Raw genomic sequence first — 16,292 nt, forward strand, 5'->3', positions numbered from 1 at the left:
CCAGGCTCATTATATCCACCCCTGGAGCTCGCGCAGCACCAGGGTGCGGATCACGTCCATGCCGGGTTCGCTGTCGTTGAGGCAGGGGATCGCGGAAAACTGCTCGCCGCCATTGTGCTTGAAGATCTCGGCATTCTCCTGCGCGATCTCCTCCAGCGTCTCCAGGCAGTCGGCGGCAAAGCCCGGCGTCACCACCGCGATGCGCCGCACGCCCTCTTTGGCAAGCCGCTCCATCGTCTTGTCGGTGTAGGGCTGGAGCCACTCGTCATTGCCGAAGCGCGACTGGAACGTCAGCAGCAATTTTGACGCGTCCATGCCGAGCCGGCGGCGCAGCGCCTCGGTCGTGGCGATGCAATGCTCCTGATAGGGATCGCCCTTGTCGACATAGGATTTCGGCATGCCGTGGAAGGAGGCGACGATCAGCTCCGGCTTGAACGGCAGGGTTGCCAGATGCGTCTCGATCGAGACGGCGAGCGCCTCGATATAGGACTCGTCCTCGTAGTACGGCGGCGTCACCCGCAGCGTCGGCTGCGCACGCAGGCGAGCGAGCACGCGGAACACCTCGTCGCAGACGGTTGCCGAGGTCGAGGCGGAATATTGCGGATAAAGGGGGACGGCGAGGATGCGGTCGCATCCCTCCGCGATCAGCGCGTCGATGCCCGACCTGATCGAAGGATTGCCGTAGCGCATCGCCCAGTCCACGACGACGTGATCGCGATCCGACAGCGCGGCCGCGAGCTTGTCGGCTTGCGACCGCGTGATGGTCTTCAGCGGCGACTCGTTCTTCTCGTTGTTCCAGATCTTCTGGTAGTCGAGCGCCTTGGTGCGGGGGCGGCTGCGCAGGATGATCCCGTTCAGCACGAACTGCCAGACCAGGCCCTGGTCCTCGATGACCCGGGCGTCCGAGAGGAATTCCTTGAGATAGACCCGCACGCCCGGCGCATCGGCCGTATCGGGCGTGCCGAGATTGACCAGGAGCACGCCGACCCGTTTCTGGCCGGACTGGACGGCTGGCTGCGTGGTCTCGTTGAGGGCGACGGTCGTCATGATCAGTTGCGTCGCGCGTTGCACCGAACTTGTCAAGATGAGCCCGGTTTCGCTAGGGTCACACCCAAGCGGGGGAGGGAAGATGACACTCGCGGAATGGTGCGTATTCGGAGCGCTGCTGCTCTATCTTGCGACAATCGCCTCGATCAAATGGATCCGGTTTCGCGGGTTCGACAATTCCCGGCCGCGCGATCCCGCCTTCTATGCAGACGCCATCGCGCAGCGCGCGCTCGGCGCCCATCAGAACGGCATCGAGACCTTTCCGTTCTTCGCCTTCGCGGTGCTGCTCGCCGAATTCAGGGACGCGCCGCAGCGGCTGATCGACGAGCTCGCGGTGCTGTTCCTGATCGTGCGGATCGCCTACGTGCTGACCTATCTCGGCAACCGCCCGACGCTGCGCTCGATCCTCTGGAGCATCGGCTTTGCGATCAATCTCGGGATCTTCTTCATGCCGATGCTGAAGCGGTTTCTGCCGGTGTGAGGCTCTCTACCTCAACCCGTCGTCCTTCGAGGCTCGCCTTGCGTTGCAAGGCGAGCACCTCAGGATGACGGTGATAGTTGATTGTAGCCCGGATGGAGCGAAGCGTAATCCGGGGTCCCTCCGCGGCGGCACTGTCCCGGATTGCGCTTCGCTCCATCCGGGCTACGAGGCTTCTCAAAAACACGTCGTCCGTTCGGCGGCGATATAGCCGAACAACAGGCCGACGCCGAACAGCAGCACGAGACCTGCGGCGCCGAATTCGATGCCGCGCATGAACAGCGCGCCACCGCCGTCGCGACCTGCGCTCAGGCGGGCGGCGATGTCCTTGGCGGAGACGGCGACGACGGCAATGGCCGCGACCGTGATCGCGGTGCCGAGCCCCATCAGGAAGGTCGCGGCGATGCCGGCCCAGAACAGGCCCTGGGCGAGCGCGAACACCAGCACGAGGATCGCACCCGAACAGGGCCGGATGCCGACGGTCAGGATCGCGGCGAATCCGCGCCGCCAGCCGCCGGGGCCGGCGAGCTCGCTCGGCGCCGGGCCGTGGGAATGGCCGCAATGCTCGTCATGGACGTGGGCGTGATGGGCGTGGGTGTGACCATGATCATGGTGATCGTGGTCATGATGATCATGTGCGTCATGATGGTGGTGATGGCCATGATCATGGTGCTGCGGCACGCCAGCGATCGCCGGCACCGGCTGCGCCACCTGAAGCGCGCGGATGAAGGCGCCGCCCTTGACCCAGACCAGCCGCAGGCCGAACAGCGCGATCAGGCCATAGCTCGCGATCTCGATCACGCCTTCGGCCTTGCACATGGTCTTGGCCGTCGCATTCAGCACCCAGGCCGAGATGCCGACGATGAGGATCGCCACCAGCGACTGCATCAGGGCCGAGGCAAACGACAACGCAATGCCGCGCCGCGCGGTCTCGCGGTTGGCGACGAGATAGGAGGCGATCACCGCCTTGCCGTGGCCGGGTCCGGCGGCATGGAAGATGCCATAGGCAAAGGAGATGAAGAACAGCGTCCACACCGCCGAGCCGTCGGACTTCGCGGCGCGGATGGTCGCCGACATCTGGCGATAGAACTCCGACTGTTTTGCCAATAGCCAGCCGATGAGGCCGCCGGCCTCGGGCTCGGCCGCCTGCGCGGGTTTCGGTGCGCCGAACGGATTTTGCGCGAGAAGTTCGTGAAGCGCGGCATCGGCCACGCCCAGCACGGCGATGGCCGCGGCACAGGCGAGAAGCCCGCGGGCAAGCGGAGAATGCAGACGACCGATCAAGGGCAATCCACCGTGATCTTGTTGGCGAACATCATGCCGAAATTGCTGTTCTCACCGCTCATGAAGGTCTGCTCGTTGAGCTTCTGCGCGGTCGCGGTGCCGTCGCTGGGACGGTCGAGCTTCATCTGGCAGCCGGCGGGCGCGCCGACCAGCTTGACCGGGTTGTCCTTGGCCATCTGGAAGTCGATGAAGAAGGAACGGTCGAACACTTCGAGCACCAGCTGCTTGGGCTTGACCGGGTTCTTCAGCGGCAGCGTGAAGTGCAGGGTCAGCACCGTATCCTTGTAGTCGAGGAAGTAGTCGACCGGCTCCTGGAATCGCTCCTTCTTGCCGTCCGCTCGCGCGAAGGTGAAGTAGGCATATTCCTTCAGCGACTCGACATTGGTCTGCGCCAGCGGCCCGAGCTCCTCGCGCGTATAGGCGCCCTTGGTCTTGCTCTCGAGCCCCTGCACCGCATAGGCCGAGAACATGTCGTCGAAGGTCCAGGCGTGACGCACGCCGGTGATGCTGCCGTCCGCGGCGTAGAGCAATTCGCTGGTCGCGGTGATCCAGACATGCGGATGCGCATTCGCCGCGCCTGATACGAGCGTCATCGCGGCGGCAAGCAGCCATCCGAACAGGCGGCGCATCGGAGGCATCCAAACCGGCAGGATCATGGGCACTCCACCTCGATCGGGACGATGAACAAAAGGCCGACAGCGACGTTCGCACCGCCCTCCTTGAAGGTATCCTCGCTCGCATCCTGCACCAGCTTGCGGTCCCGGTCGTCGCCCATTGACCGCCGCAGCCATACCTCACAACCGGCGGGCGCACCGACGAGTTTGAGCGGATGCTCCTTTGCCAATCGAAAATCGATGAAAAAGGAACGATCAAAAATAGTCAGACGAACAGTCTTCGCTTTCACAGGCGTTTTCAGCGGCAGCGTGAAATGCAGAGTGAGGCGGCCGTCCTTGTATTCAAAGAAGTAATCGACCGGCTCTGCAAACGGGAGCCTCTCGTCTACCCTCAAGAAGGTGAAGTAGGCGTTATCCTTCAGCGACCCGACTTGGGTCTGCGCCAACGGCGTCAGCTCCTCGCGGGTATAGGCGGCCGTAGACTTCTCCCGAAGCCCCTGTACAGCATTGGCCGAGAATGCGTCGTCAAAAGTCCAGGCGTGACGGATGCCGGTAATGGTGCCGTCCGGAGCGTAGAGCAGTTCGCTGGTCGCGGTGATCCAGACATGCGGATGCGCGCTTGCCGCACCCGCCGCGAGCGTGAGGACGGCGGCGAGCAGCAGACCGAGAAGGGCGCGCATGCCCATCAGGCCGCCTTCGGAGCGTCTAGCAGGCCGCGGCGGCGGAGCAGCGCGTCGGGCTCCGGCGGGCGGCCGCGGAAGGCCTCGTAGGCGGCCTCCGGATCGACCGATCCGCCCGAGGAGTAGATGTCGTCGTGGAGGCGTTTTGCGACGGCGGGATCGAAGATGTCGCCGGCCTCCTCGAACGCGCCGAAGGCGTCGGCATCCATCACCTCCGACCACATGTAGCTGTAATAGCCGGCGGCATAATGGTCGCCGGTGAAGATGTGACCGAACTGCGTGGGCCGGTGCCGCAGCGCGATCTCCTCGGGCATGCCGATCTTCTCCAGCTCCTTCTTCTCGAAGGCGCGCACGTCGCTGGCCGCCGCGGCCGGCTGGGTATGGAATTCGAGGTCCACCAGCGCCGAGGAGACGAACTCGACCGTGGCAAAGCCCTGGTTGAATTTTCGCGCCGCGAGGAAGCGCTGCAGCAGGTCGTCCGGCAGCGGCTCGCCGGTCTGGTAGTGGCGGGCGAATTGCTGGAGCACCTCGGGCCGTTCCTGCCAGTGCTCGTAGAGCTGCGACGGCAGCTCGACGAAGTCGGTGAACACGGCGGTGCCCGACAGCGACGGATAGGTCACGTTGGACAGCATGCCGTGCAGGCCGTGGCCGAATTCGTGAAACAGGGTGCGGGCGTCGTCGGGCGACAGCAGCGAGGGCTCGCCGCCGGCCCCTTTCGCAAAATTGCAGATATTGAGAACGAGCGGCGCGACGTCGCCGTCGAGCTTCTGCTGGTCGCGCAGCGAGGTCATCCAGGCGCCGGAGCGCTTCGACGGTCGGGCGAAATAGTCGCCATAGAACAGCGCCTTGTGCTTGCCGTCCCGCCCCTTCACCTCCCAGACCCGGACGTCCGGGTGCCAGACCGGCACGTCCTTGCGCTCCTCGAAGGTGATGCCGAACAGCCGCGTGGCGCAGTCGAAGGCGGCGGCGATCATGTGGTCGAGCGCGAGATACGGCTTGATCGCAGCGTCGTCGAAATTGGCCCGCTGGAGGCGGAGCTTTTCGGCATAGAAGCGCCAGTCCCACGGCGCGAGCTTGAAATTGCCGCCCTCGGCCGAGATCAGCGTCTGCATCTCGTCGCGGTCGGCGAGCGCCCGGGCGCGCGCCGGCTTCCAGACCCGCTCGAGCAGTCCCCGCACCGCTTCCGGCGTCTTGGCCATGGAGTCCTCGAGCCGGTAGGCGGCGTAGGTCGGGTAGCCGAGCAGGTTCGCGCTCTCCTCGCGCAGCTTCAGGATCTCGACGATGGTCGTATTGTTGTCGTTGGCATTGCCGTTGTCGCCGCGCGCGGTGAAGGCCTTGTAGACCTTCTCGCGCAGGTCGCGTCGCGCCGAGCTCTTGAGGAATGACTCGACCGAGGAGCGCGACAGCGTGACGATGGCCTTGCCGGCCATGCCGCGCTCTTCCGCCGCGGCCTTGGCGCTGGCGACGAAGCTCTCCGGCAGGCCCTGGCGGTCGGCCTCGCCGAGCTCCATGAACCATTCCTGCTCGTCGCCGAGCAGATGATGGCTGAAGCCGGTGCCGAGCTGGGCGAGCCTCTCGTTGATCTCGGCCATCCGCGTCTTGGCCTCCTCGGACAGGCCGGCGCCGGAGCGGTGGAAGCGGGTATAGGTGCGCTCCAGCAGGCGGAGCTGTTCGGGCGAAAGACCCAGATTGGCGCGGTTCTCGTGCAGCTGGGCGATGCGACCAAACAGCACGGCATTCATCATGATCGGATTCCAGTGCCGCGCCGTCCGCAAGGAAACCTCCTTGTCGATCTCCAGGATGGCCGGGTTGGAATGCGCCGAGACGAGGTCGTAGAACACCGCCGCGACCTTGCTCAGCAGCTTGCCGGAGCGCTCCAGCGCCGTGATGGTGTTGGCGAAGTCGGGCGCGGCCGGATCGTTGGTGACCGCCGCGATCTCGGCGGAATGGTCGGCGAAGGCCTGCTCGAAGGCCGGGAGGAAGTGCTCCGGCGTGATCTCGTCGAAGGGCGGGGTCGCGAACGGCGTCACCCAGGCCTTCAGCAGCGGGTTGGTCTCGGCGTCCGTAGTTTGGCGGAGGTCTGACATCGCAAGTCCCGGTTTTCGAGCTGGTTTGTTGCGGCCAGCTATAGCACGCGATGGGGCTTTTTTGGGCCATTTGGCCTTGCTCCCGCCCGCCTTTTCGGAGAGATTGCGGCCCTCGAAGACTAGGGATTCCTGAGCCCCATGAACGCGCCTTCCTCCTCCCGCCAGATCGTCTGGCCCAGCGTCATCACCGTCATGAGCGCCGCCATCCTGATCGGCGCGGAGGTGTTCGGCGCGGCCTTTGCCGGCGGCTGGGCGCTGGCGATCCTGTTCGGTTTAGGCGATCAGGGCGCGCACATCCTCCAGGCCGTGCTGTTCGCACTCGGCGTGCTGGTGATGACCGCGTTCATCCGCGCAGCGCAGCGCGTCGAGCCCTTCACCAAGCGCCGCTGACGCTCGCTCGCTCGCGCGCGCGAGACGCGCGCGCAGGCTTGAAAACTTAACGCACGTTCATCTTCCGCGTCGTGCGCGCCACACTGCGCAAGCAGATGTTAGGCAAATCTGTCCTCAACCTAAAAAAATTGTTGCGAAGCAGAGTCAAAACGCTTATGTGCGCTCTTGCCCAATTTCGCACGTGCCTGTGGTCGTGTGTCAGTCGGTAGGTATCCGGACAAGAGGCCGGACAGCCGCCAAGGGGTGAAGAAGCCGAGGGGCTCTTCGGAAGTGCGGAAGTCAAAGGACCGAAAGGTCGGACGACGAAGCAAACCCGGAGTGTCCAGCATCTCTCTCAAGAGATGCCATGTCGAAGGTGACTTCACTCTTTGCAACCGTGACTGGCAGCCGGAGGCGAACCGGCGCACCCCGCTCTCAACGGGGGACGCGACTTAAAGCAACGACGGATCGGGCTTTTTTGGTCTCTACCGGCAGTCCAACGCCGGCGCGGGCTACTGAAAAGGCTTGTCCTTCATTGCCAGGTGTGCGGGCGGGAAATTCCCAACCAATCCACGGCAGCACAGTCTGGTTTGAGTCTTGTGGCTTCGTCGCGCCTCCATCGCGCGATCCGGCCAGAGCACTCTTATCCGACGTCATTTTTTGAACGGATCCCCGTCGCTGGGCCGTTTGGGAGAGTGCTATGACCGAACGTATTCAGGAATTCCTGCGCAACCGCCGCAGCGAGGGCCGGGACACCGAGCCTTGCCTCGTCGTCGACCTCGAGGTCGTGCGCGACAATTACCAGACCTTTGCCAAGGCGCTGCCCGACAGCCGCGTGTTCTATGCCGTCAAGGCGAACCCCGCGCCGGAAGTGCTGGCCCTGCTCGCCTCCATGGGCTCCTGCTTCGACACCGCGACGGTCGCCGAGATCGAGATGGCGCTGGCCGCTGGAGCGACGCCCGACCGCATCTCCTTCGGCAACACGATCAAGAAGGAGCGCGACATTGCGCGCGCCTTCGCGCTCGGCATCCGGCTGTTCGCGGTCGATTGCGCCGCCGAGGTCGAGAAGATCGCCCGTGCCGCCCCCGGCGCGAAGGTGTTCTGCCGCATTCTCTATGACTGCGCCGGCGCCGAGTGGCCGCTGTCGCGCAAGTTCGGCTGCGACCCGGAGATGGCCGTCGACGTGCTCGACGTCGCCAAGCGCCTGGGCCTCGAGCCGTGCGGCATCTCCTTCCATGTCGGCTCGCAGCAGCGCAAGGTGAAGGCGTGGGACCGTGCGCTGGCCATGGCCTCGCAGGTGTTCCGCGACTGCGCCGAGCGCGGCATCAACCTGTCCATGGTCAACATGGGCGGCGGCTTCCCGACCAAGTACCTGAAGGACGTGCCGCCGGTCGTGACCTACGGCCGCTCGATCTTCCGCGCGCTGCGCAAGCACTTCGGCAACCAGATCCCGGAGACCATCATCGAGCCGGGCCGCGGCATGGTGGGCAATGCCGGCATCATCGAATCCGAGGTCGTGCTCATCTCGAAGAAGAGCGACGAGGACGAGGTGCGCTGGGTCTATCTCGACATCGGCAAGTTCGGCGGTCTCGCCGAGACCATGGACGAGTCGATCCGCTACGCCATCCGCACCGCCCATGACGGTGCGGACATGACGCCGTGCGTGCTCGCGGGACCCACCTGCGACAGCGCCGACGTGCTGTACGAGAAGACCCCGTATCCGCTCCCCGTCACGCTCGAGATCGGCGACAAGGTGCTGATCGAAGGCACCGGGGCCTATACGTCGACCTACTCGTCGGTGGCATTCAACGGCATCCCGCCGCTGAAGACGTACCACATCTGATTTGCCACATCTGACCCGCCTCTCTGTCTGAGGCCTGACGAACCCGGGAGCCGGCTTGCCGGCTCCTCCCTCACATTTTCGATTTCTGACGACGCCTTGAGCCGGCGTGCTGATCGCACGCAGGTCTCAAGCGGGGACTGACGCGCCATGACTGCTTTTCGGAAGCCACAAGTCGCCCTCACTTCGAAAGCCGCTCCGTTCGCAATCCGTGCGGAACGTGCTGCCGACGTCGCCGCCCGTGAAGTGCTGCTCGATGCCAGCTTTGGCGAGAACCGCCATGGCCGCACCTGCCAGCGCCTGCGCGACGGACGTGCACCTGCCGCAGGCCTCGCCCTGTCGGCTGTGCGCGAGGGGACACTCGTGGGAACCGTGCGGCTGTGGCACGTCAGCGCCGGAGGCAGGCCCGCTCTGGTCCTCGGACCGCTGGCGGTGGACCCTGCCTGCCGCGAGCTCGGGATCGGCGCCGCGCTGATGCAACAAGCGCTGGCCGCCGCCCGGGCGCGCGGGCATGAAGCCGTCATCCTGCTCGGCGATGCCCCCTACTACGCCCGCTTCGGCTTCTCGGCGGAGAAGACCGGCGCACTGATGCTGCCCGGCCCGTTCGAGCGCGACCGCCTGCTGGCGATCGAATTCCAGGCCGGCGCGCTGGATGGCGTTGAGGGGATGATCGTCCCGACCGGCGCGGCCCTGCCCAAACGGAGGGTAGTTCGCCCCCTCCAGGCGCACGCGGCCTAAGTGATTGCCATGATGGCGACGACCGAAGCCGCCTTGAACGGCAACGCCCGGCCGCGCCTGCGCTAGGCTCTATTCCTTTGGGGTTGCGCAGGCCCCGGAAACGCCCTTTAACCCCCGCGAAACACCTCTTTCAGTCGAGGTCCAAACCATGTCCCGTCGCCTGATCTCTACCGGCTCTCCCCTCGAGAAGACTGTCGGCTACAGCCGCGCCGTGATCGACGGCGATTTCGCCTTCGTTGCGGGAACCACCGGCTATGACTACACGACGATGACGATGCCGGCCGATGTCACGAGCCAGTCACGCAACTGCTTCAAGACCATCGAAGCCGCCCTGAAGGAGGGCGGATTCGAGATGGCCGATATCGTCCGTGCGACCTACTACGTCACCGACGCCAGCTACATCGATGCCCACTTCGCCGTCTGCGGCGAGGTTCTCGGTGACATCAGACCGGCCGCGACGTTGCTGGTCGTCACCGCTCTCGCCAAGCCCGAGATGAAGGTCGAGATCGAAGTCACCGCCAAGCGCCGCAGCGCCTGATCCCCCCTCACCCTTTGTTTGCCAGCACGTTCCGGAGAAACCATCCCATGAGTCCCGCCTCGCAGATCTACGCGAAGATCACCGGTCCCATCGTCATGGTCGGCTTCGGCTCCATCGGCAAAGGCACGCTGCCGCTGATCGAGCGGCATCTCGATTACGACAAGTCGCGCGTCACGGTGATCGATCCCAAGGACGAGGGCCGCAAGGCGCATTGCGAGAAGCACAATGTCCGCTTCATCCAGAAGGGCGTGACCAAGGACAATTACCGCGAGTTGCTGACCCCGCTGCTCACCGAAGGCGGCGGCCAGGGCTTTTGCGTCAATCTCTCGGTCGATACCGGCTCCACCGACATCATGGAGCTCTGCAACGAGCTCGGCGCGCTCTATATCGACACCGTCAACGAGCCCTGGCTCGGCTTCTATTTCGATTCCTCGAAGGGCCCGGAGGCACGCTCCAACTACGCCCTTCGCGAAGTGACGCTGGCCGCCAAGAAGGCGCGCCCCGCAGGCTCGACGACGGCCGTCTCCTGCTGTGGCGCCAATCCCGGCATGGTGTCCTTCTTCGTCAAGCAGGCGCTGCTCAATGTCGCCGCCGATCTGAAGCTCAATGCCCCCAAGCCGAAGACCAAGGCCGAATGGGCGGACCTGATGCGGCAGGCCGGCATCAAGGGCATCCACATCGCCGAACGCGACACCCAGCGCTCCAAGTCGCCGAAAGAGCCTGATGTCTTCGTCAACACCTGGTCGGTGGAAGGTTTCCTGTCGGAAGGCGTGCAGCCGTCCGAACTCGGCTGGGGCACCCATGAAAAATGGATGCCCGAAAATGCGCGGACCCACGAAGCCGGCTGCGGCGCCGCCATCTATCTGATGCAGCCCGGCGCCAATACCCGCGTGCGCACCTGGTGCCCGACCCGCGGCGCGCAGTATGGCTTCCTCGTCACCCACAACGAGTCGATCTCGATTGCCGATTACTTCACGGTGCGAGACGCCTCCGGTACGGCGGTCTATCGGCCGACCTGCCACTATGCCTATCATCCGGCTGACGACGCCGTGCTGTCGCTGCATGAGATGTTCGGCCGCGCCGCCAAGATGCAGGAAAAGCACCACATCCTCGATGAGAACGAAATCGTCGACGGCATCGACGAACTCGGCGTGCTGCTGTTCGGGCATGACAACAATGCCTACTGGTACGGCTCGCAGCTCTCCATCGAAGAGACCCGCAAGCTCGCGCCCTATCAGAACGCCACCGGCCTGCAGGTGACCTCCGCCGTGCTCGGCGGCATGGTGTGGGCGCTGGAAAATCCGAACGAGGGCATCGTCGAAGCCGACGAGATGGATTTCGATCGTCTGCTGGAAATCCAGCTGCCTTATCTCGGCCCGGTGAAGGGTTTCTACACCGACTGGACGCCGCTGACGGATCGTCCGGGACTGTTTCCGGAAGATATCGACACCAGCGATCCCTGGCAGTTCCGGAATATTCTGGTGCGTTGATCGCACACCACGCCTGATCGATCATGATGCCCGGCCTCGCGCCGGGCATCTCGTTTCGCGGCCTACCCCGCCTTGTTGCTTCGCCAGGTTACTTGGCCAAGTTACTTGGCCATGTAATCGAACGCCACGCTGCCGAGCCCGAGCGTCAGGTCCGCCTTGAAATGCAGCGCCGAGACCACCTCGCGCACTGGCAGGCGGGCGACGTCGCAGAGTGCGTGGGGAAACAGGCCGAGTGCGGCAGGGCCGGTCCACGCTTCCTTCAGCACGACGTCATCGAGATGAAAGCGCACCAGCTCGCAGATCCGCGGGCTGCCGTCGACATGCGGGATGATCTTCAGGATGAAGTTCGGCGACGCCATCGACTTCAGCACCGCGTCGTGGTCGACCTTGCGGTGCTTGTAACCCATCGTGGCCGAAGCACAGAGCACCGAGCCGTAATGCAGCGAGCCGACCAGGACGTCGCTCTCGACCTCGATCTTGGGCCTCGCGAGCTTCTTCGGAAAGCCCCACAGCTCGCGGCCGCCGGCGATCGGGGCCTCGTCGTCCAGATACATCGCGTGGGTGTAGCTGCCCTCCTCGCCTTTGAAGCGGACCGGGATCACCTGCCCGGTTTCGGTGTAGTCGCCGAATCCGGTCGAGTCTGGCATACGGATGAATTCGTATTTCACCACCGGCTCCGCCACCTCAAGCGGCTCGGGCACGATGGCGGCGAGGGCTTCGGGATCGGTCCTGTAGGTGATGATGAAATATTCGCGGTCGAAGAAGCGATATGGCCCCGGCGGGAATGACGGGTTGGTGAGCGGCATCGAATAAGCGGTGCGGCGGACGTCTTCGATCTTCATGGGCGGCCCCATCTGTCGTTGGCGCGACGGATTATGGAGCGGGCCGCCTGCCGAGGCGAGATCGTATAATCGGCATCGGTCGTCAAATGCGCGTCACAATACGCCGGCCGTCGGGCTACTTCTCCCTGATCGGCGGCGCGATCTTCTCCGCGGGCGCCGCCGGCAGTGCCGGCTTGGTGGCCGCGCCCTGCGTCTGCGGATCGGGGCGCGCGGGCTCGGGCGCCGGTGTGGTCGGCCGGTCGCCGCCGGGCTTGGATTCAGCCGGAGTCTTGCTCTGATCGTCGGACGGCGTGCCCTGGAGCGGTGGCGTCGCCTGCGCCGTCTGCATCCGGCTCTCGGCGCGGATTTGCGCCAGCGACAGGCCTGATACCACGACGCCGGCTGCGAACAGCAAGCAGGCGATCATCAGGTCGAATTTCAGTCTGCGCTTGTCATATTGGCCGGGCATGTCGATCACCGCCTTTGTCCGCGGAATCAACGAAATGGCCCGACTGCGGTTCCGTGCCGGGCAAGGCGGGAACCGTGCCTCCGCGCGCCAAAACGCCGCGCTCAATCCGTGGTGCTGACTTCCCAGGTGGCGTGGCGCACGCCCGGCAGGTGCTGAAGATCGGTCGCCACCGCATTCAGCTCGTTCGGATCGACCGCGGTCGCGACCAACTTTGCCACGATTTCGATCAGATCGTCCCCGGTCTCGACCACGTCGATATCGGCCACCGGATATTTTGCGCCCTCGAGCTTCTCAACGAGCCGGTCGCGCATGTCGGGCAAGGCGTCCGCCGCCACCGCGAGCTTGAAGTAGTAGGTCGCCTCCGAAGTCTTCTCGTTCAGCGGGATGCGGTTGATGGCATTGACCAGCGGACGCAGCATGGTGTTGCCAGCGATCACGAACACGGTCAGCGCGGCCGCCTGCGCGACCATGTCGGCGCCGGCGCAGGAGCCGACGGCAGCCGAGGCCCACAGCGTCGCCGCGGTGTTGAGCCCGCGAACGTCCATGCCCTGCTTCATGATGACGCCGGCGCCCAGGAAGCCGATGCCGGAGACGACATAAGAGATCACCCGCACCGCGCCGTCCGCGCCGGTCAGGTGCATGGCGAGATCGACGAACGCGGCGGCCCCGACCGCGACCAGCACATTGGTGCGCAGGCCCGCGGTGCGCTGGCGGTATTGCCGCTCGGCGCCGATCAGCGTGCCCAGCACGAAGGCCGTGAACAGGCTGACCAGCGTGTCGGCGAAATCAGCAATCTGGAAGGTCGTTAGAAACCGCATGAGCCCCTATACGGTCAGAACGATGACAGATTAAAGCTCCAGCAGACCGCCGTCCCCATTTTCATCCGCAAAGGCCAGCAGCGTGCCCTTGGCGTTCCAGGCGAGCGCGGCGACCGGCGGGGTACCGTTGCGGCGGACCAGTATCTCGGCGCCGTCCTCGAGCCGCACCATCAGCACGGTGCCGTCGCTATAGCCGGCGGCGAGGATGTCGTTCTTGGGGTGGCAGGCGACCACCGACACGCGCGCCTGCAGCGGCGCGAGCATCGCGGGCTCCTTGCCCATCGGACCGTCCTTGCTGGCGAACGGCCACAGGATGATGGTGTCGGCGCCCGAGGTCGCAAGCGCCTTGCCGCCCGCGCTCCAGGACATCGAACGGACGCGGCCGGGATAGCCGGTCATGCGCATGTGCCTGTTGTCGGCAAGCCGCCAGCCGTGCAGGGCGGCCTCGTGCATCGTGGTGACCAGGAACTTGTTGTCCGGACTGAAGGTGACGCCGAGATGCGAGCCGGCCCAGGGCAGGAATTCGGCCGATCCTTCCATATTCGGAAACCACAGCGTCGCGCCGTTGTAGTGCGCGATCGCGAGCCGCAGGCCCTTCGGTGCGAAGGCGAGCCCGCCGACGGTCGAGGGCACCTCGAGCGACTTCTCCTCGTTCTTGCCGCTCTTGACGGTGGCCGTCTTGCCGGCCGACCAGGCATAGGCACCGTCGGCATGCAGCGCCACTGCGTCGATCCAGCGGCGCTTCGGGTCGGTGGCGAGCAGCGTCACCTCGCCCTTGGCGTCGAGCGCGACGACCTTGCCGTCGTCGCCGCCCATGATGAGGCGCTTGCCGTCGGAGGCGGCCGAGAGGATGCCGCCGCTATGCACGGCGACGGTGGTGATCTCGCCCTTGCTGTCGACGAACGCGACATTCTCCTCGCCGCCGACGAAGGCGGCGCGGGGCCCAAGGAAATGCACCGAGGTCACGGCCATCCCCAGCGCGACCGGCTTGACGCGATCGGTGACGGAGACGATCGAGGCGGAATCGGGCGCCGGCGTAAACTCTTTCATCACGAGACGATGCAGCTCTCAAAACCCTCGCGAATGGCCTGTTCCGGCAATTCGCGGCCGATGAAGACGAGGCGGCTCTCGCGCGGCTCGCCGTCCTTCCATTTCCGCTGGTGGTTGCCCTCCAGCATCATGTGGACGCCCTGGAAGACGTAGCGGTCATCGTCGTCGTGGAAGGCGAGGATGCCCTTGGAGCGCAGGATCTTGCCGCCTTCCACCTGCACCAGGTTCTGGAGCCAGGGCATGAACATGTTCGGATCGAGCGGCTTGTCGGTCTTGAGCGACAGCGATTGCATGTCCTCGTCGTGATAGTGCTTCAGGCCGTGGCCGTGATCATGGTGGTGATGATCGTGGCCATGATGGTGATGATCATGGTCGTGGTCATGATCGTGGGCCTCCAGAAAGTCCGGCTCGATGTCGAGGATGCGGTCGAGGTCGAAGGCGCCACGATCGAGCACGTCGGCCAGCGCCACCGAGCAGCGCTCGGTGCGGTGGAGTTTCGCATAGGGGTTGATGGCGCGGATGCGGGCCTCGACCTCGGCGAGCTCGGGCTTGGTGACGAGGTCGGTCTTGTTCAGCACAATGACGTCGGCAAAGGCGATCTGGTTCTTGGCCTCGGGCGCGTCCTTCAGACGGTCTGACAGCCATTTGGCGTCGGCGACCGTGACCACCGCATCGAGGCGCGCGTTCTTCTGCACGTCTTCGTCGACGAAGAAGGTCTGGGCCACCGGCGCCGGATCGGCGAGGCCGGTGGTCTCGACGATGATGGCGTCGAACTTGCCCTTGCGCTTCATCAGCCCGTCCATGATGCGCACGAGATCGCCGCGCACGGTGCAGCAGATGCAGCCATTGTTCATCTCGAACACTTCCTCATCGGCGCCGATGATGAGGTCGTTGTCGATGCCGATCTCGCCGAATTCGTTGACGATGACGGCGTATTTCTTGCCGTGGTTTTCCGACAGGATGCGGTTCAAAAGCGTGGTCTTGCCGGCACCGAGATAGCCGGTCAGAACGGTCACGGGAATTTTCTGGGAGGTCGCTTCAGACATAACTTCTCCGGGGTCGGGCTTTTCCGCGCGACGCGAGGCGGGGTGGCCCCTGCCCTAGTGGTCAAGCGCGCTGGTCAGGGCCTTTATATTGTGCCTGACCATGTCAATGTAAGTGGGGGCAGCCCCCTTTTCACCCGTCAAACCGTCCGAAATCAAGGTCCCGCCGACCTTTGCCCCGGTCTCGGCGGCGATCCGCCGGATCAGGCGGTCGTCGCTGATATTCTCCAGGAAAACGGCCGGGATTTTCTGGGCCTTGATCTGGCCGATGATGGCGGCGATGTCCCGCGCGCTGGGCTCGGTTTCGGTGGAGACACCGAGCGGCGCGATGAACCGGATACCGTATTCGGCGGCGAAATAGCCGAAGGCGTCATGGGTGGAGATCACCTTGCGCCGCTCGGGCGGAATTTTCGCAACGGCCTCGCGTACCTCGCGGTCGAGCGTTTCGAGCTTTTCCAGATAGGCCTTGGCCTGGGCGCGGAAGAACTCCGCATCATCAGGATCGGCCGCGGCCAGCGCGTTGGCGATATCCGTCACGTAGACCTTGGCATTGGGGACGGACTGCCAGGCATGTGGATCTGCAGCCGAGCCGAGCTTCAGCGGCGCGATGCCCGCGCTGGCGGTGACGACCGTTGCCTTGCTGCCAGAGGATTGCACGAGGCGCGGCAGCCAGCCCTCGAGGCCGAGCCCATTGACGACAACGAACTTTGCGTCCGCGATCCGCTTCGCATCGCTTGGCGCCGGCGTATAGACATGGACGTCGCTGTCGGGGCCGACCAGCGTCGTGACGCTGACCCGGTCGCCGCCGACATTGCGGACGAAATCGCCGAGGATCGAGAAGCTGGCGACGACGTTGAGCCGTTCCGCGGCATGCAGCGGCGAGGCGATCAGCAGCAGGGCAAAGAGCGGAAGGAAGCGCATCGCCG

17 protein-coding genes are annotated in these 16,292 nt (G+C 64.8%); 6 read left to right on the forward strand and 11 right to left on the reverse strand.

The features are described from left to right. Nucleotides 1-9: 9 nt before the first annotated feature. The gene (hemH, locus tag XI08_RS18705) at nucleotides 10-1,047 is read right to left on the reverse strand and encodes a ferrochelatase (protein ID WP_271575515.1); all 1,038 of its coding nucleotides are present in this window, start codon (nucleotides 1,045-1,047) and stop codon (nucleotides 10-12) included. Between the two features lie 82 nt (nucleotides 1,048-1,129). Here hemH and XI08_RS18710 point away from each other — a divergent pair, with 82 nt between their 5' ends. After that, nucleotides 1,130-1,528 carry an MAPEG family protein gene (locus XI08_RS18710; protein ID WP_135175469.1) on the forward strand — a complete coding sequence of 133 codons (399 nt, stop codon included), beginning with the start codon at nucleotides 1,130-1,132 and terminating at the stop codon, nucleotides 1,526-1,528. Between the two features lie 174 nt (nucleotides 1,529-1,702). Here XI08_RS18710 and XI08_RS18715 read toward each other — a convergent pair whose 3' ends face one another. Genes XI08_RS18715 through XI08_RS18730 form a run of 4 tightly spaced genes read right to left on the reverse strand, consistent with a single transcriptional unit; the run spans nucleotide 1,703 to nucleotide 6,190 of the window. After that, entirely contained in the window at nucleotides 1,703-2,815 is a 1,113-nt protein-coding gene (locus tag XI08_RS18715) for a nickel/cobalt transporter (RefSeq protein ID WP_271575516.1), read from the reverse strand. Further along, nucleotides 2,806-3,438, reverse strand: a complete 633-nt coding sequence (locus XI08_RS18720) for a DUF1007 family protein (protein ID WP_271575550.1) — start codon at nucleotides 3,436-3,438, stop codon at nucleotides 2,806-2,808. Before XI08_RS18720 ends, XI08_RS18715 begins: the two co-directional genes overlap by 10 nt. Before the next feature lie 23 nt (nucleotides 3,439-3,461). Beyond that, nucleotides 3,462-4,109, reverse strand: coding sequence for a DUF1007 family protein (locus XI08_RS18725; protein WP_271575517.1), 648 nt, complete (start codon nucleotides 4,107-4,109; stop codon nucleotides 3,462-3,464). Then, nucleotides 4,109-6,190, reverse strand: a complete 2,082-nt coding sequence (locus XI08_RS18730) for a M3 family metallopeptidase (RefSeq protein WP_271575518.1) — start codon at nucleotides 6,188-6,190, stop codon at nucleotides 4,109-4,111. The genes XI08_RS18725 and XI08_RS18730 overlap by 1 nt, the downstream gene beginning before the upstream one ends. A gap of 138 nt (nucleotides 6,191-6,328) precedes the next feature. On the opposite strand from XI08_RS18730, the gene XI08_RS18735 reads away from it, so the two are divergent. The 5 genes from XI08_RS18735 to XI08_RS18755 all read left to right on the forward strand — a co-directional run bounded on the left by XI08_RS18735 (nucleotide 6,329) and on the right by XI08_RS18755 (nucleotide 11,165). Next, nucleotides 6,329-6,580, forward strand: a complete 252-nt coding sequence (locus XI08_RS18735) for a hypothetical protein (RefSeq protein WP_271575519.1) — start codon at nucleotides 6,329-6,331, stop codon at nucleotides 6,578-6,580. 679 nt (nucleotides 6,581-7,259) lie between these two features. Beyond that, nucleotides 7,260-8,402 carry a type III PLP-dependent enzyme gene (locus XI08_RS18740; RefSeq protein ID WP_271575520.1) on the forward strand — a complete coding sequence of 381 codons (1,143 nt, stop codon included), beginning with the start codon at nucleotides 7,260-7,262 and terminating at the stop codon, nucleotides 8,400-8,402. Nucleotides 8,403-8,549: 147 nt separating this feature from the next. Further along, nucleotides 8,550-9,137: a GNAT family N-acetyltransferase gene (locus XI08_RS18745; protein ID WP_271575521.1), complete on the forward strand. Its 588-nt coding sequence runs from the start codon at nucleotides 8,550-8,552 to the stop codon at nucleotides 9,135-9,137. A gap of 148 nt (nucleotides 9,138-9,285) precedes the next feature. Beyond that, on the forward strand, nucleotides 9,286-9,675 hold the full coding sequence (locus XI08_RS18750) for a RidA family protein (RefSeq protein ID WP_027543280.1): 390 nt from the start codon (nucleotides 9,286-9,288) through the stop codon (nucleotides 9,673-9,675). Nucleotides 9,676-9,722: 47 nt separating this feature from the next. Next, a complete protein-coding gene (locus XI08_RS18755) occupies nucleotides 9,723-11,165 on the forward strand; it encodes a homospermidine synthase (protein WP_135175475.1) in 1,443 nt (480 codons plus the stop codon). A 101-nt stretch (nucleotides 11,166-11,266) separates the two neighbouring features. Here XI08_RS18755 and XI08_RS18760 read toward each other — a convergent pair whose 3' ends face one another. The 6 genes from XI08_RS18760 to XI08_RS18785 form a co-directional block, all read right to left on the reverse strand. Further along, complete coding sequence (locus XI08_RS18760) at nucleotides 11,267-12,007, reverse strand: acetoacetate decarboxylase (RefSeq protein ID WP_271575522.1); 741 nt, start codon at nucleotides 12,005-12,007, stop codon at nucleotides 11,267-11,269. A gap of 115 nt (nucleotides 12,008-12,122) precedes the next feature. Further along, nucleotides 12,123-12,455 (reverse strand): hypothetical protein, encoded by a 333-nt coding sequence (locus XI08_RS18765; RefSeq protein ID WP_271575551.1) that lies wholly within the window; start codon nucleotides 12,453-12,455, stop codon nucleotides 12,123-12,125. A 101-nt stretch (nucleotides 12,456-12,556) separates the two neighbouring features. Next, the gene (locus tag XI08_RS18770; protein ID WP_011090491.1) at nucleotides 12,557-13,273 is read right to left on the reverse strand and encodes an MgtC/SapB family protein; all 717 of its coding nucleotides are present in this window, start codon (nucleotides 13,271-13,273) and stop codon (nucleotides 12,557-12,559) included. Nucleotides 13,274-13,303: 30 nt separating this feature from the next. Continuing rightward, nucleotides 13,304-14,323: a WD40 repeat domain-containing protein gene (locus XI08_RS18775; protein WP_271575552.1), complete on the reverse strand. Its 1,020-nt coding sequence runs from the start codon at nucleotides 14,321-14,323 to the stop codon at nucleotides 13,304-13,306. Further along, entirely contained in the window at nucleotides 14,323-15,369 is a 1,047-nt protein-coding gene (locus XI08_RS18780; protein ID WP_271575523.1) for a CobW family GTP-binding protein, read from the reverse strand. The genes XI08_RS18775 and XI08_RS18780 overlap by 1 nt, the downstream gene beginning before the upstream one ends. A 54-nt stretch (nucleotides 15,370-15,423) precedes the next feature. After that, nucleotides 15,424-16,287, reverse strand: a complete 864-nt coding sequence (locus XI08_RS18785; RefSeq protein WP_271575524.1) for a metal ABC transporter solute-binding protein, Zn/Mn family — start codon at nucleotides 16,285-16,287, stop codon at nucleotides 15,424-15,426. Nucleotides 16,288-16,292: the final 5 nt, after the last annotated feature.

The sequence above is a fragment of the Bradyrhizobium sp. CCBAU 11361 genome (assembly GCF_028128935.1).
In the GTDB taxonomy this organism is placed as follows: domain Bacteria; phylum Pseudomonadota; class Alphaproteobacteria; order Rhizobiales; family Xanthobacteraceae; genus Bradyrhizobium; species Bradyrhizobium niftali.